This window comes from Rhodospirillales bacterium, from assembly GCA_023898785.1.
Classification (GTDB): domain Bacteria; phylum Pseudomonadota; class Alphaproteobacteria; order Micavibrionales; family Micavibrionaceae; genus TMED27.
Window position 1 is genome coordinate 2006539 of sequence record CP060239.1, and the last position, 14606, is coordinate 2021144.

Genomic DNA, 14606 nt, shown 5'->3' on the forward strand with positions numbered 1-14606 from the left:
GCGGGTTTAAACGCATCTGCGACATATCCCCATTGCTCTCGGTCGCCTGGGGATGGTGGCCAGACCGGAAAGCCAGAAACGGTAACGAAATCTGCTGCGTCTTCCGGTCGTTCATGCCTGGGGAATCCTTCCAGTCCCGAGCGCATGGCGTTGGCCATGCTTTGGCTTGTGCCGTCAGAGAACTGTGGACTTCGTCCGTCCGGTCGTTCATCCGCTTCAGGAAGGTTTCCTGCTTCTCGCCACTCTCGCTCACCCGCGGGGTCAGCCATTGCCGTGCTGTCTGTGACAGCCCCTTGCTGAACGGCGGCTTGTTCGACCCTGGCTCGTGCGCCCGAGGTGTCGGCCACTGGACTTTCGCCGTCTTGTAATCCTGACCGGATTTCTGTTTTTCCAGATCCTGTTTCGTGTACGGGAAGTCGGCCGGTTGCATGACTGTCTCCGCCAGCGATGGTGTCCGCAGCACATTGCGACCGTCCTTGCGGATCATTTTCTCCGCAGGCCGTGCCGTGTTCACCGAGGCATCGGTCGCGGTCACGGTAGGCCAGGATGAATAAGCGTTCTCGCTTATGCGGCGCACCGACTTCTTCCGCAGTAAACAAGCCCGCCGCAACGCTGTAACCCATTGATCGTAAGTCGTCATGGACTTGCTGGAAGCCCAGACGTAGGTGGTGAGAGACGTTTTCAAAGAAACAAATTTCTGGTTCGATAACGCCGACAATATCCTTGATGTGCGGCCAGAGGTGCCGAGGGTCTTTTTCGGCGCGTTTGGATCCGGCGATTGAGAACGGCTGGCACGGATATCCTGCAGTGAGGATACCTGGCCTGAAAATGCAGGTTGTGTCATCGGACGGGCAGAATGTTGAGCCTGTTTCTGTTGATGAGTTTCGTTTTGGTGTGGCTGAAACATACGATGTCATCGTAACGCCCAAGGAAGATAAAGCCTATACGATTACAGCAGAACCGATTGATCGCAGTGGCTTTGCACTTGGCACACTGGCTCCGCGTGACGGCATGAAGGGTGAAATTCCTGAGCAGCGTTTCCGCACTCTTTTAACCATGGCCGACATGGGTATGGGACATGATATGAGCGGCATGGATCATAGTAAAATGACGCCAGAAGAAATGGAGGATATGATGGCTGAGATGGAAAGCGGCTGGGCGAAAGCGGGCACCCCCAAGGGTGATAAGCAGCTTAGCTATTCCGACCTGCGCTATCTTGGCACACAAAAGGATGTGCGCCAGCCTGAGCGTGAAATTCTGGTGCGTCTCGGCGGCAATATGGAGCGTTATATCTGGACGATGAATGGCAAGAAATACTCCGACTCTGGGCCGATGAAGTTAAGATATGGTGAGCGTGTCAGACTGAAATTTGTCAATGACACCATGATGGCGCACCCGATGCACTTACACGGAATGTTTGTGCAGCTTGAAAACGGCCAGCCGATGGAAAAGCTGCCCAATAAACATACAGTGATTGTACCGCCTGGCGGGAGCTATTCTGTATTGCTGACGGCAGATGAGGCAGGAGAATGGGCATTCCACTGCCATCTTCTCTACCACATGGCCGCTGGCATGATGACGAAAGCTGTTGTCGCCAAACTTGATCCATCGGACATCCCTGATTACGCAAAGGCCGCGCCTTATAGGCCGAATGCAGCGGCAAAGCCAATGCATCATGATATGGGCGGCATGGATCATTCCAAGATGGACCATTCTCAAATGGATCACGGGCAAATGAAAATGGATATGCCCGCCATGGAAGGTATGGATCATAGTAAAATGGATCACTCCCAAATGAACCACGACACAAAAACTGAAACGCAAGGAGGGCACAACCATGCGCACTAAACTTTTTTTCACAACATCATTGTTCTTATTGGCCATGGCTATGCCTGCCTTTGCTGAAGAGGCTCATAACCACAATCCTGCCGATCATCAGCATGGATCGGAAGCCTATCACATGTTCAGGGTAGAAACGGATTACGGAGCCGGAGAACACGGCCCAGTTGCCCGTTTCGATATTGATGGCTGGTATGGGACGGATGAAAATAAACTCTGGCTCAGAAGCGAAGTTGAAAACTCCGATGGCGTAACAGAAAAAGCCGAATTTCAAGCGCTCTACAGCCGTAATGTTGCAACCTTCTGGGACTTACAGGCAGGGCTTCGCCACGATACGCAGCCGACTTCTACTACCTATGCAGTCTTTGGGGTTGAAGGGCTTGCGCCGTATTTCTTTGAAACGGAGGCGCATCTATTCGTTAGTGACGAGGGCGATGTTACGGCGCGATTGCGAGAGGAAAACGACTTTCTTGTAACACAGCGCCTAATCTTACAGCCATACGCAGAAGTCAATTTATCGGCGCAGGATGTTGAGGATCAGGAAATCGGTGCAGGTTTGACTGATGGCGAAATCGGCCTTCAAACCCGCTACGAGTTTACCCGTAAATTCGCGCCTTATATCGATGTCCGTTATGAGCGCAAATTCGGTGAAACCTCTTCGATTGCCAAAAGTAACGGTGAGGACAATGACAACTTTATTGCAGGGGTCGGCCTGCGCTTAATGTTTTAGGAGGAAGATCATGGACATGATGATGAACATGGAAATTATACCAAACTGGCACCCCATATTGGTGCATTTTACAATCGCGCTTTTAAGCGTCTCTGCCGTGTTGTTTATCGCAGAGATATTTGTCAGGAAACAGTCCTGGCATATCCAGCTTGTAACGGTTGCAAGGTGGAATTTATGGCTTGGGGCTTTGGCCACTATTGCTACGGTGATAGCCGGATTTTATGCCTTTAATTCTGTTCCCCATAGCAGTGAACATCAGCATCTTGCCATGCTCGATCACCGTAAATGGGCTTTAAGCACCGCTGCCTTGTTTGTGCTTCTGGCACTATGGTCTTTTTCTGTGACTTTGCGCGTCAAAGCTGACTTCGGAAAAGGAACAAATTTGGTCTTTGTAGGGCTTATTACAATAGCTGGACTTATGCTGGCGACAACCGGATATAAAGGAGCGGAGCTTGTTTACCGCCACGGCCTTGGCGTTATTCCCATGCAGATGAGTATGGCCGGAGGTCATCACCATAGCCACGGCGGACACGAGCATACTGAAAAAAGCCCAGAAGAACATCACGACACCATGCCGAGCACGGAAATGCCTGATACGGATGAAAGTCATCACGATCACAACGCACATCAACATTAACCCCAACTCTAAAAAGGAGAAAGAAAATGAAAAAACTACTTATGACACTAATACTCGCGATTATGACTGTTCCGGCCATGGCGCAGGAACATTCCCACGATCATGCCGCAGATTGGCTGAAGCCTGTCGAGGCACAATTTGTATGTATGGTGAATAATCAAAGCTACGACACGCCGCAAATCGCTGTAGAGGTCGAAGGTAAAACCTATTACGGCTGCTGCCCGATGTGCAAAGACAGGCTTGCTAAAGACCCCGCTGTTCGTTCTGCTGTCGATCCAGTTAGCGGCAATCCCGTGAACAAAGCCGAGGCCGTTATTGGTGCCGGACCGGACAAAACGGTTTATTATTTCGAGAACGAAGAAAATTTCCAGAAATTCGCCAGCGGCCCGATGCCGGAAATGAACCATGATCATATGGAAGGCATGGATCACTCTATGATGAATGGAGATAATACACCTCAAAAACACGAAGACCATCATTAACTCTATATTTAAGAGAGAAAAAATGAATCAGGATAAATCGCATCACTCTCATCATGAGTATGATTATAATGCGCACCCATGCTGGGATCATAAGCGTGATAGCAAATACCTTGCGGCTGCGTTTAGTGTGACTAACTTCTGCCTAAGTCTATAAATCGGAATTTTGGGTCTTTTGAAAGGTGGTAACATCTCTATACTTATCAGTCTGAAAAACGCTGTGTAAGCGTCTACGGCTGACTTAGGCGCAGCAGATTTTGGCTTACACAAGCGCACAAAAACTTACACGCTTTTTTATAAAAAATGAAATTGTTAAATTAAATCAAGGGTGCAATATTATAACAACGGACTTAAAATCCGTTGGCCGTAAGGCCATGCGGATTCAAGTCCAGTCGGAACCACCATAACTCAAATAAACGGAATACTCCCACCGATGTATGATTTTCTTACCGCCATTTTTGTCGGCATCGTCGAAGGCCTGACGGAATTTATCCCCGTATCCTCGACTGCGCATTTGATCGTGCTTGTCGATGGCCTGAACTTCCCCTCGCCGCCGGGACATGTGTTCGAGGTTTTCATCCAGATCGGAGCGATTTTTGCAGTGATGTGGCTCTATCGGGTTAAACTTTTTCACACAGCCATGTGCATCCTCCGTGAAAAGCAATCACAGATATTTGCACTCAACCTTATTCTCGGAAGCATGCCAGCCCTGCTTATTGGCGCTTTGTTTCATGACGCCATCAAAACCATGCTCTATAATCCACATGTTATTGCCTTCACGCTGATTATCGGCGCAATCATCATGTTGATTTTTGAAAAACGCTTTACAAACACTACGGTCGAGAATGTCGATGCAATCACCCCGCGCAAGGCGCTGCTGATTGGCTGCTGCCAGATGTTGGCGCTCATTCCCGGTGTTTCGCGCTCGGGCGCAACCATCATGGGCGGGCTAACGTTTGGCCTTTCAAAACCAGCGGCAACAGAGTTCTCATTCTTTCTTTCAATCCCCGTGATGTTTGCAGCTGTTCTCTACGACACTTATAAAAACCGCGAAGCAATCATGGCGTTTGACCAAACTGGGCTTTTGGCCGCAGGTTTTATTGCTGCCTTCCTAAGCGCCCTGCTGGTTATAAAGTTTGTCGTGAATTTTATCAGCCGCCACGGCTTTGTGCCGTTCGCTTGGTACCGCATCGCAGCAGGCATCGTGATTGCGGTTGTTTTCTTTTAGGCTGCTTTCACGTTCTTCATGAAATTGATGACCTTGCTATCCAGCTCTCGCGTATGCCGAGTCAACGTACTGGCCATCGTCATTCAGTCCGCGATCCGCGTCAGGCGGAAAACCCTGTTCGTTCTGCTGTCGATCCGGTTAGCGGCAATACCGTAAATAAGGCCGAAGCTGTTATTGGTGCCGGACCGGACAAAACGGTCTATTATTTCGAGAATGAAGAAAACTTCCAGAAATATGCCAGCGGCCCGATGCCGGAAATGAGCCATGATCACGGTGCTATGGATGAAACTATGCACCATCATTAAAAGTTTGCCTCTCCTATCTATTGGTATGCAGAGCATCCTTAAACCGTTAATTTTTTAATACATTGCAACATACTTAAAAATAACAATTCTTAGGGGTGTGACTCAATTACGCGAGGTCACACCCTTTGAGAGAAAAACGGCCCCAGAGAGAGAATCTCTCCCCGAAGGGTGTGGTCTTTTGGGCGGTAAATTCACAGGGCAACCTTACATATACTGGGCTTCACAGGGGAGGTGAAAAAGCGTAGACAAAGTTCGTAATTGTTAAAATGGTGCCACGAGAGAGAATTGAACTCTCGACCTCACCCTTCATACCGCCACGGCTTTCACCGCCGCCCCTCAAATCATATGAAATTTGGGGCGTTTGCAGCCTGGACTATCTCTTCACCATACCCCCGGATCAAGTCCGGGGCTTTAGGTGCTGCCCGTTTAGTCTCTACACCTTCCCCCATTCTAAGAGGCTTGGCTCGGGATTGCCATGGACTTTGTTTAAGTCCGGGAGGTTTCCCCGAATTTGAGCAGTGTTCTCTCGCCAGTTTCCAAGCGAGGAGGCAATTTTTCTTAATTACCAAGGGTGCGCTCTACCACTGAGCTACCGCGGCCTTTTGCTATGGGCTGGAAACTACAATACTTTTCCGGAAATGTCACGGGTGATTTTCGAAGATTCGTCCAAAAAATCATGAGAGTATGTTTGCAATTTTCCTTATGCCAGACCCAGCACCTTTAAAATCTTGAGCGCGCTCTCCAGCTTTATCGTTGTCTTGCCCTGTTCGAAACTGTTGAGCGTCGGCTTGCTCACACCCGCCAGAACGGCCAGTTGTTCCTGCGTGAGTTTTTGGCTTAAAGTGTCTTTATAAAAAAGCTCCGCATGTTCGCGGAGCTTTTTGTAATTAAAAGGGGTCGCTTTTGATTTAAAAATCCCACTGTGCGCGGAAGTTATAAACTGTTGGATCGTCATTTGCTGCGGTGGCAGCGTTAGCATCCGAATCCACATCAATAACATTAGCCATGAGGCGGATATGGTCCGTCAAGTGCCAGTTTACACCCACGCTCACAGTATCCATTTCTCCGCCGGTAATACCCGCGCTTGCATCATTCAGATCCGTATTATCATAGCGGGCCAAAACTTCCCACGCGCCCCAGCCGCCATTTTTCAGGCTGAACGGATTTTTAGGTTTCACGCGTTTGAAATTCCCTATTTTCCCGTTGTAAGGGCGGCTCTCGCCCGTTAAAAACCAGCCTGCCTGGGCATAATAGCCATCAAAATCAGCGTCCTGATTTCCACCGCTACGGCTGACATCCGCTTTTAAATACTCACCCTGGAAACTGACCGGGCCAAACACGGCGGCCAGTTCGGCGTTGTAAACGCCGACATCGTCAACGGAACCGAAATTCCCTGTGTCGATCGTGCGGGCTCCGTCGCCTGTTCCGGGACGGGCTCTGAAGCGGACATTGCCTGTGGGTTCGCGGTGGCTATAACCGGCACCAAGATGCAATACACTGTCAGAGGCATTGCTGCCAAGACCCAGAACATTTACAGAGCCCCGAACATCGAAGGTAACGTCTTCATCCTCACCCGTTCCACTATTGCCTCCATCTTCATTGAAGACGCCCGCACCCAGGGACCAGTTGTCCCCGCCGGCCAGAACATTCACACCGATTTCCTCATCACGTGTGAAAGCATTGGTCGGAGCGGAGCGCTCAATAAACATCAGATAGTTGGAGCTTGTGTTTTGTTCCATACCTACGGATGGTTTTTGGTGACCGACTTTAATGTCCGCAGCATCAAGTCCGGTATAGGTCAGGGTCACTTCCTTAAAAGCGACAGCTTCGCCGGCAAAATCGATTTCAGATTTATAATTGAAGTCTTCGCCGAGATTGCCTTTAAACCCAAGGCGGGCACGGCGGAAATTTGAATTGTTGGCGTAGTCAAAAGCGTCATCGTCGAACTGTGTCGTATCGAGGTGTACACGACCGAATGGTTGGAAAGAGTATTTTCCGTCTGCCGATTCAATTTTCGGGGATGGCTTCATCGAAATTTTGACGTCGCCGACAACGCCTCCTGCAGCCGGTTGTATGTTGGCAACCGCCTCCGATATTGCTTCGGCAGAGGCTTGCTTTTGCGCTTGCAACGCGGCTTCCTGATTCTTAATGACTTCGTTTTGTTGTTCAACAACTTTGGATAGGTTTTGAACCTGAGCCGATAATTGCTGCAGCTGCGCCTGAATTTCTTCCATCGACATTTGCTCGGCTAGCGCCGGGCTTGCCGCAAAAATCAAACCAGACGCAGACGTAAGTAAAAGGGCGTTCCTAAACATGACGGTATCCTTTATTTTCTGTAGATTGAAGTTGGGGATACAATCACCCCCTCGAATGTTGAGTTTACATTTTTCGAATAAAGGGGCAAGATGGTGGCGTGTTAGCTGCAAATTAATTCATATATAATATTATTTTTTAATAGTGTTTATTTTTGAATTTCTGCGCAGGATGTCGCATAGGAAGGCGTGTTGCTAAGTCTGGTGGTGTTGGCGGGATAGTTCCTAAAGTTTATCCCCTTGATTCGACGAGATGTTGCTGCATGCTCATTGCGTTCAGGGATTCGTTGTCATAAAAAAGAGACCGTTCTTCATGACGATGAATGGATGTAAAACATATGGTTAATAACTAACCGTTAAGGAGAAATATAATGAAGAAAACACTTGGTTTATTTGTCGCAACAATTGTTCTGGCTGGCTTTTCAACAGCGAACGCTTTGGCTGCTGATTGTGTTGTTCACTATAAGCGTACCGCCTGTGCCGGTCAGGAAGAGATATCCTACAAAAAATGCGGCGGTGAGCAGGAGTGTGAAAAAACGAAGCCAGCCGAATCAAAAGAAGAGTGTATGGAAGCAGCTTTGAAGAGCTGTGACAACAAGCGCTTTGACATTACCAAATGGAAGGTTATTACGGCGACTTATGGTGATGAGCAGCTTATAGGCGGCCATGATGAAGATGGTGCGCCCAATCCAGAAGGTACAAATTTTTGTGCCGGTGATCGCCCTGACCTGAATCAGTGCGAATAAGAAATAAATAAGATGCGGTTTTGGAATATGGGCCGCGTCTTTCCCCGCATATAAGGGTGCTGAGTTTTCTGCGTAATAATTAACTTCTATTGATATCATGCAGAGGCTCCCCCCCCCATGTTTGTTTTTAAAAATAGTCCCCTGAAGAACGCGAAAATCAGCCTGCAGATTAATTTTATAATTCTGGCGGTGGCGCTTGGTTTTACTCTCACCGGCGGGATTTACTTCTATAGCTACACAACAAGTATGAAAAAGGGGGCTGAAAGTAATGTTCTGGTCTCTGCTAAGGAGATGAACGATGAAATCGGTTATGATTTCCTAAATGCGCGGCGCAACGAAAAGGATTTTTTACTGCGTCTGGATAAGAAGTATGTTGAAAAACATGCCGCCACCAGCAAAAAAATTCATAATAAAATCAAAGAATTGGGCGATCTTTTGGCAAGAAACGGCCACTCATCCGAAGCCGTGGAAAAAGTTGATGTTGGTTATATAAAATACGAGGCTCAGTTTGAGACTGTCGTGAAATACTGGCTTGAAATCGGACTAAACCCAAACACCGGTCTTCAGGGAGATTTTTATGAGGCTGCTGATGATCTTGAAGAGCTGGTGAACGGCATAAAAGATGATAAACTCACCGCCTTGTACCTGAAAATGCGCGGTGATGAAAAAGATTTTATGACATATCTGGAATATGAATACATTGAGGCTGTAGAAAATGACGTGGCGGTTTTTTCGAAAAGATTATCGGATCTGGCTTCCTCCCAATCTAACCAACAAGAAGGCCCCTATTTAGACGCACAGCGGAATATATCTCCAGCCATCCGAAAAGAGGCAGCCAAAAACCTGGACATATACCTTGAGAAATTTCATGAGATGGCGGATTTGCGTGACAATATTGTTGCGCAAACAAAAAAACTTTCTTCGACTTTCGCCGAAGTGCAACCTGTTCTGGACAGTTTTTCGGAAGAAATGGCTGCACAATCGAAACAGGCGACAGAAGAAGCTAAAGCAAGCGCTAAGGCAAGTTTTGATCTTATGGTCGGTGTTATGGTTTCCGTGTTGTTATTTACAAGCCTGCTATGCGTGATGATTGGGCGCGGCATCTCTCGTCCCATTCTCGCATTATCTGGTGTTATGAATGGATTGGCAGAGGGCAATCTGGAGACAGAGGTCCCCTTTGCAGAGCAGACCAACGAAATCGGGGGTATGGCGAAAGCGCTGCAAGTTTTTAAAGATAACGCTATCGAAACGGAGCAAATGCGAAAAGAGCAGAAAATAAGGGAACAACGCGCAGAGGAAGATAAGAAGAGAGCTATGAATGAACTGGCCGATTCCTTTGAAAAGGAGATTGGTGGGATCGTTGATACGGTTTCTTCTGCTTCAACAGAAATGGAAGCGACGGCAAAAGCCATGTCTGAAAGTGCCGATCAGACAAGCACTAAAGCCGGTATTGTTTCTTCCTCTGCGGAAGAAGCGTCTGCGAATGTGAATTCTGTTGCGGGCGCAGCTGAAGAGCTTTCAGCCTCGATTAGTGAAATTTCTTCTCAAGTTGCCAGCTCGGCGAAAGTTGCTGCGGAAGCAAAGCAGAAGGCTGACCAAACCGCAGAACGGGTGCAAAGCCTTGTCAGCGCAGCAGAGCGCATTGGCGAGGTTGTTGTGCTCATTTCTGATATTGCTGAGCAAACAAATCTTTTGGCCTTAAATGCGACTATCGAAGCAGCAAGAGCAGGAGATGCCGGTAAAGGATTTGCGGTCGTGGCGAGCGAAGTTAAATCCCTTGCTAGTGAGACGTCTAAAGCAACTGAAGAGATTTCTAATCAGATTTCTGGAATTCAAAGTGCTACACGTGAATCTGATGGTGCTATTAAAGAGATACTTGAAGTTATCAAGCGTATAGATGAAATATCCGGAGCGGTGGCCTCTGCTGTGGAAGAGCAAGGCGCCGCTACGAGCGAGATTACACGTAACGTCCAGCAGGCTTCGCAGGGAACCTCAAAAGTAACCGAGAATATTAGCGAAGTAAGAGAGGCCGCAAATGATACAGGGCAATCCGCGAGCATGGTTCTTGATTCGGCAAAAGAGTTAGCAAAGCAAGCGAGTTCTCTTGGCAACACGGTGAGTAACTTTCTGAATCGTGTCAGGACGTGATTTCCTTTTGTTCATCGGTCCCTGTGTTCTTTGATATTTGAATAAAGTTCTTAAATGAAAAGACCGAGCCAACGTAAACTGACCTGTCCCTTATAAATAAGCCCATGAAATTTTGGGTAACATTTGGGTAACGAATGAGGCAATTATCAGTGAAACATTATGAGTTTTTATAAAGCTTGACGAAAATGTAGCTTTTCATTAAATAACAGTCAGCAGTGATGTTACGAGAGATTGTGTGCTGTCCTGAGGCTTGCAAAAATAAAATTTGTAATCGTCAGGTCTGCGGTTTGAGTCCGTGTTGCGGCACCGTCTGCCATATGTGTACATTTCTTGCTGGGGTGTAGCCAAGCGGTAAGGCAGCGGTTTTTGGTATCGCCATGCGGAGGTTCGAATCCTGCCACCAGCCATTTTCATGTTTTCGAACCTTTTCCAGACTTTTAGATTAACGCCGTGAAGCCCTTAATTCTTGGGGTTTTGCGAAGGGTTGTTGCTCACTTTTTGCTTGTTTTCATGTCGATATGTGAGGCGAAAAAGTCTCTAAATGGCCGTTTTTCTCTAAACATTGCTACCTTCGTCTTTGCAAACAGAGCAGTTTGAAACCCTTGCCAGTTCTGCTATACAGCCATGTTACATAATCGCTTGTTTGTGTTCAGGATGAGTACCACAAGCGTTTTAGAGAAAACTCATCCAGAGCATTAAAAGGAGTGAAATTGCTTTAATTTTGCTGATCAAGCCAAGCAGCATATGCTCACGTTTCATTTTCATGATCTCTGCGGGCACAGTCCAAAGCCCTTCTTCAAAGTCTATGTCCTGCCAACGGGCCATTCTGATTTCTTTGGGGCGGCAGAATGTGTAGAGGGAAAGACATACAGCGCGGCGTGTGCGTTCAAACAAACGGGCCTCATTGCGTTCTAAAGCTTTTAGGAAGTCCGGCACTTCCTTAATGTCCAAAGCCCTAAAATGTTCCGTTTTCTTTGTTTTAAGAGCGCCTCTAAGATTTTCGGCGGCGTTCCACTCGCATTTTCCGGTCTGGATTCCATAGCGGAAAAGCCCGCCGCCATCGAACAATTTATAGGATTTCTCTTTAGGCTTCGCGCCTTTGCATTTTATGTCAGAAAGCTTTATCTTGCCCCCAAGCGTAAGTGCTTGCCCCCAAAATTTGCCCCTAATTCGATGCGCTTGCCCCCAATCAACAGAGAACGAAAAAAAGTATGGGCGAAATTAAAACTATTGATGAGTAATAGTTACACGGTCTTGTGCGAGTGTCAATGAAGGGTGATGAAGGAGAAAATGGTGGGCGGTACAAGGATTGAACTTGTGACCCCTTGCGTGTCGAGCAAGTGCTCTACCGCTGAGCTAACCGCCCACACTCGCGATATCGAAGGGCACTTTAACGACTCAGAGCCGCTTAAACAACATAAAATTGCGACTAAAATCTCAAAAAGCAAATGGTGCGCATGGTTGACCAGTGAAACTCCACGGGCCATCCACGGGGCAAGCCCCTTGGTTTTTACGTGCCTATAAACTTTTGCTCCCGGACAAGTTTTTATTTTTATGTTAAATGCAAGGGTGTTTTTTCTTGAAATCGTCGGACAAATCAGTTTATATCCTGCATTACTTGAAACAGGCCTAAATCCCCCCTGGAGGTGGGCCATAACTTAAGAAGGAAAATGCTATGTCTAAAAATTATGCAATGACAGCGGCAAAAAGAGATCGGGTTGGTAAGGGGATCGCTCGTTCATTACGCCGTGAGGGTCGAATTCCGGCTGTGATTTACGGTGATAAGAAAGAGCCTGTTAAGATCTCTTTAGGCGCGAATGATGCCAATGTTGAATATAACCGCGGACACATGTTTACAACGCTGTGTGATTTGGACGTCGATGGCGACAAGCATCTGGTGCTGGCGCGTGATGTACAGCTTAATCCGGTTACCGATATTGTTGAGCATATCGATTTTCTGCGTGTGAATACCAAGACCAAAATTGCGGTGGATGTGCCTGTGCATTTCATCAATGAAGAGAAGTCTCCGGGGCTGGATCAAAAAGGCGTTTTGAACGTTGTGCGCTACACAGTCGAGCTGGTTTGCGGTGCTACGAATATTCCTGAGCAGATTGAAGTGAATCTGGAAGGGAAGGAGCAGGGTGATGCCGTGCATATCAGCGATGCCATTTTGCCGGAAGGTACGAAGCCGGTGATTGACGACCGTGACTTTACGATTGCGACTATTGTGGCGCCGCGTAAGGCTGAGGAAGTTGAAGCCGAAGGTGAAGAGGGTGCAGAAGCTGCTGAAGGTGAAGCTGCCACCGAAGGTGGTGAAGACGCGCCAGCTGAAGAAAAGTCTGAATAAATTTTAACACGAAGCTGAAAAGTTTCATGAGGCCTGCGAAGCTTTTATAAAACTTTGCAGGCTTCTTTTTAACTTTATGACTTCATGTTAGAAATGTCGATGTTTTCGTTTTTCAAAAAGAGTGATCCGTATATGTGGCTGCTGGTCGGTTTGGGTAATCCGGGCGATAAATACAAGAATAACCGCCATAATATCGGGTTTATGGCGATTGACGGAATTGCGGATGGGCATGGGTTTCCGGCGTTTCGGGCGAAATTTCAGGGAGAAATGAGTGAAGGGCGGATTGATGGCGAAAAGGTTGTTTTGTTGAAACCCCGGACCTATATGAACGAGTCGGGACAGTCGGTCGGTCAGGCGATCAAGTTTTACAAAATTGCACCGGAGCGGGTGGTGGTTTTTCATGATGAACTGGATCTGGAGCCGGGTAAATGTAAGGTGAAGGTGGGTGGCGGTGTGGCTGGGCATAACGGATTGAAGTCTATCAAGGCGCATCTGGGGACGGCGGATTTTTGCCGTGTGCGGCTGGGAATCGGTCATCCGGGCGATAAAAACCGGGTTTCTGGCTATGTTTTGAGTGATTTTGCCAAGGCCGAAGCTGTGTGGCTGGAGCGGCTGATGCCCGCTCTGGCAAAAAATACTGCGTTGTTGTTGCGCAAAAAAAGTGATGATTTTATGACCCGCGTGGCGGAAAGTGTGAAATAAGGAAAAAATTATGAGTGTGAATTGTGGAATTGTCGGCCTGCCGAATGTGGGGAAATCGACGTTGTTTAATGCGTTGACGGCCACGGCGGCGGCGCAGGCGGCGAATTTTCCGTTTTGTACGATTGAGCCGAATGTCGGCAAGGTGGGGGTGCCAGATGCGCGGTTGGAACGGATTGCTGCGATTGCGGGTTCAGCGAAGGTTATTCCTGCACAGCTCGAGTTTGTTGATATTGCGGGACTGGTTAAAGGGGCCTCGAAAGGTGAGGGGCTGGGGAACCAGTTTTTAAGCAATATTCGCGAGACTGATGCAATCCTTCATGTGTTGCGGTGTTTTGAGGATGAGGACATTACCCATGTAGAGGGCAGTGTTGATCCGATCCGCGATGCAGAGGTGATTGAAACGGAGTTGATGCTGGCCGATCTGGAGTCGATAGAAAAGCAGATTATGAATTTGCAAAAGAAAGCGCGCGGTGCCGACAAGGATGCGAAAGCACAATTAGATCTGGCCGAGAGAGTGCGTGATGCATTGGCGGAAGGGCGTTCGGCGCGTACGGTTGAGGTGGCTGAGGATGAAAAGCGGGCGTTTAAGATGCTGCAACTTTTGACTTCTAAGTCTGTGCTTTATGTGTGCAATGTTGCGGAGAATGATGCAACGAATGGTAATGCGTGGAGTGAGAAAGTTGCAGCGATGGCAACGGAGCAGGGGGCGCCATCAATCGTGATTTGTGCGGCTATTGAGTCCGAAATTGCACAATTAGATGACGCTGAAGAAAAAATGGAGTTTTTAGAAACGCTAGGGCTGGAGGAATCCGGTCTTGATAAAATTATCAAGGCGGGTTTTAAGCTGTTGGGTTTGCAGACGTATTTTACAGCTGGGCCAAAGGAGGCGCGTGCGTGGACTGTGCGCGTTGGAGCAAAAGCGCCGGAAGCGGCGGGCGTTATTCATAGCGATTTTGAGAAAGGTTTTATCAAGGCGGAAGTGATTGCTTTTGCAGATTATGCTGCGATGAATGGTGAGCAAGGCGCAAAAGAAGCTGGGAAAATGCGGCAAGAGGGCAAGGAATATGTTGTGCAAGATGGGGATGTTATTTTGTTTAGATGTAATCAATCATAGCATGCCAAGCGCACCTTCA

Annotated in this window: 14 protein-coding genes, 2 tRNA genes and 1 pseudogene; 12 read left to right on the forward strand and 5 right to left on the reverse strand. The window is 47.9% G+C overall.

The features are described 5' to 3' along the window. Positions 1 to 524: 524 nt before the first annotated feature. Positions 525 to 830 (reverse strand): annotated as a pseudogene (locus tag H6859_09985) (DNA cytosine methyltransferase). On the opposite strand from H6859_09985, the gene H6859_09990 reads away from it, so the two are divergent. From H6859_09990 to H6859_10015, 6 genes are all read left to right on the forward strand, one after another. Then, on the forward strand, positions 727 to 1848 hold the full coding sequence (locus tag H6859_09990; GenBank protein ID USO05453.1) for a multicopper oxidase domain-containing protein: 1122 nt from the start codon (positions 727 to 729) through the stop codon (positions 1846 to 1848). The pseudogene H6859_09985 and the gene H6859_09990 overlap by 104 nt on opposite strands. Then, a complete protein-coding gene (locus H6859_09995) occupies positions 1838 to 2569 on the forward strand; it encodes a copper resistance protein B (protein ID USO05454.1) in 732 nt (243 codons plus the stop codon). The genes H6859_09990 and H6859_09995 overlap by 11 nt, the downstream gene beginning before the upstream one ends. A 10-nt stretch (positions 2570 to 2579) precedes the next feature. After that, complete coding sequence (locus tag H6859_10000; protein USO05455.1) at positions 2580 to 3206, forward strand: DUF2231 domain-containing protein; 627 nt, start codon at positions 2580 to 2582, stop codon at positions 3204 to 3206. 26 nt (positions 3207 to 3232) lie between these two features. Beyond that, positions 3233 to 3688: a TRASH domain-containing protein gene (locus H6859_10005; GenBank protein ID USO05456.1), complete on the forward strand. Its 456-nt coding sequence runs from the start codon at positions 3233 to 3235 to the stop codon at positions 3686 to 3688. A gap of 430 nt (positions 3689 to 4118) precedes the next feature. After that, a complete protein-coding gene (locus H6859_10010) occupies positions 4119 to 4913 on the forward strand; it encodes an undecaprenyl-diphosphate phosphatase (protein ID USO05457.1) in 795 nt (264 codons plus the stop codon). Between the two features lie 53 nt (positions 4914 to 4966). Further along, positions 4967 to 5218 (forward strand): hypothetical protein, encoded by a 252-nt coding sequence (locus H6859_10015; GenBank protein ID USO05458.1) that lies wholly within the window; start codon positions 4967 to 4969, stop codon positions 5216 to 5218. A gap of 700 nt (positions 5219 to 5918) precedes the next feature. On the opposite strand, the gene H6859_10020 is transcribed toward H6859_10015, so the two are convergent. Further along, the gene (locus tag H6859_10020; protein ID USO05459.1) at positions 5919 to 6173 is read right to left on the reverse strand and encodes a helix-turn-helix transcriptional regulator; all 255 of its coding nucleotides are present in this window, start codon (positions 6171 to 6173) and stop codon (positions 5919 to 5921) included. Beyond that, the gene (locus H6859_10025; GenBank protein USO05460.1) at positions 6127 to 7533 is read right to left on the reverse strand and encodes a hypothetical protein; all 1407 of its coding nucleotides are present in this window, start codon (positions 7531 to 7533) and stop codon (positions 6127 to 6129) included. The genes H6859_10020 and H6859_10025 overlap by 47 nt, the downstream gene beginning before the upstream one ends. A 368-nt stretch (positions 7534 to 7901) precedes the next feature. On the opposite strand from H6859_10025, the gene H6859_10030 reads away from it, so the two are divergent. The 3 genes from H6859_10030 to H6859_10040 all read left to right on the forward strand — a co-directional run bounded on the left by H6859_10030 (position 7902) and on the right by H6859_10040 (position 10831). Next, positions 7902 to 8276, forward strand: a complete 375-nt coding sequence (locus H6859_10030) for a hypothetical protein (GenBank protein ID USO05461.1) — start codon at positions 7902 to 7904, stop codon at positions 8274 to 8276. A gap of 117 nt (positions 8277 to 8393) precedes the next feature. After that, positions 8394 to 10424 (forward strand): HAMP domain-containing protein, encoded by a 2031-nt coding sequence (locus H6859_10035; protein ID USO05462.1) that lies wholly within the window; start codon positions 8394 to 8396, stop codon positions 10422 to 10424. A gap of 334 nt (positions 10425 to 10758) precedes the next feature. After that, positions 10759 to 10831: transfer RNA gene (locus H6859_10040), tRNA-Gln, on the forward strand. 265 nt (positions 10832 to 11096) lie between these two features. Here the strand turns inward: H6859_10040 and H6859_10045 are convergent. Continuing rightward, positions 11097 to 11492 carry a tyrosine-type recombinase/integrase gene (locus H6859_10045; protein USO05463.1) on the reverse strand — a complete coding sequence of 132 codons (396 nt, stop codon included), beginning with the start codon at positions 11490 to 11492 and terminating at the stop codon, positions 11097 to 11099. Between the two features lie 223 nt (positions 11493 to 11715). Continuing rightward, positions 11716 to 11790 (reverse strand) — tRNA-Val (locus H6859_10050). A gap of 309 nt (positions 11791 to 12099) precedes the next feature. On the opposite strand from H6859_10050, the gene H6859_10055 reads away from it, so the two are divergent. The 3 genes from H6859_10055 to ychF all read left to right on the forward strand — a co-directional run bounded on the left by H6859_10055 (position 12100) and on the right by ychF (position 14587). Then, a complete protein-coding gene (locus H6859_10055) occupies positions 12100 to 12771 on the forward strand; it encodes a 50S ribosomal protein L25/general stress protein Ctc (GenBank protein ID USO05464.1) in 672 nt (223 codons plus the stop codon). Between the two features lie 132 nt (positions 12772 to 12903). Further along, the gene (locus H6859_10060) at positions 12904 to 13473 is read left to right on the forward strand and encodes an aminoacyl-tRNA hydrolase (GenBank protein ID USO05465.1); all 570 of its coding nucleotides are present in this window, start codon (positions 12904 to 12906) and stop codon (positions 13471 to 13473) included. Positions 13474 to 13483: 10 nt separating this feature from the next. Further along, positions 13484 to 14587, forward strand: a complete 1104-nt coding sequence (gene ychF / locus H6859_10065; GenBank protein USO05466.1) for a redox-regulated ATPase YchF — start codon at positions 13484 to 13486, stop codon at positions 14585 to 14587. Positions 14588 to 14606: the final 19 nt, after the last annotated feature.

Coding starts and splice junctions, on each gene's coding strand:
- H6859_09990 (USO05453.1), top strand. CDS start 727: ATGTGCGGCCAGAGGTGCCGAGGGTCTTTTTCGGCGCGTTTGGATCCG.
- H6859_09995 (USO05454.1), top strand. CDS start 1,838: ATGCGCACTAAACTTTTTTTCACAACATCATTGTTCTTATTGGCCATG.
- H6859_10000 (USO05455.1), top strand. CDS start 2,580: ATGGACATGATGATGAACATGGAAATTATACCAAACTGGCACCCCATA.
- H6859_10005 (USO05456.1), top strand. CDS start 3,233: ATGAAAAAACTACTTATGACACTAATACTCGCGATTATGACTGTTCCG.
- H6859_10010 (USO05457.1), top strand. CDS start 4,119: ATGTATGATTTTCTTACCGCCATTTTTGTCGGCATCGTCGAAGGCCTG.
- H6859_10015 (USO05458.1), top strand. CDS start 4,967: ATGCCGAGTCAACGTACTGGCCATCGTCATTCAGTCCGCGATCCGCGT.
- H6859_10020 (USO05459.1), bottom strand. CDS start 6,173: ATGACGATCCAACAGTTTATAACTTCCGCGCACAGTGGGATTTTTAAA.
- H6859_10025 (USO05460.1), bottom strand. CDS start 7,533: ATGTTTAGGAACGCCCTTTTACTTACGTCTGCGTCTGGTTTGATTTTT.
- H6859_10030 (USO05461.1), top strand. CDS start 7,902: ATGAAGAAAACACTTGGTTTATTTGTCGCAACAATTGTTCTGGCTGGC.
- H6859_10035 (USO05462.1), top strand. CDS start 8,394: ATGTTTGTTTTTAAAAATAGTCCCCTGAAGAACGCGAAAATCAGCCTG.
- H6859_10055 (USO05464.1), top strand. CDS start 12,100: ATGTCTAAAAATTATGCAATGACAGCGGCAAAAAGAGATCGGGTTGGT.
- H6859_10060 (USO05465.1), top strand. CDS start 12,904: ATGTGGCTGCTGGTCGGTTTGGGTAATCCGGGCGATAAATACAAGAAT.
- ychF (USO05466.1), top strand. CDS start 13,484: ATGAGTGTGAATTGTGGAATTGTCGGCCTGCCGAATGTGGGGAAATCG.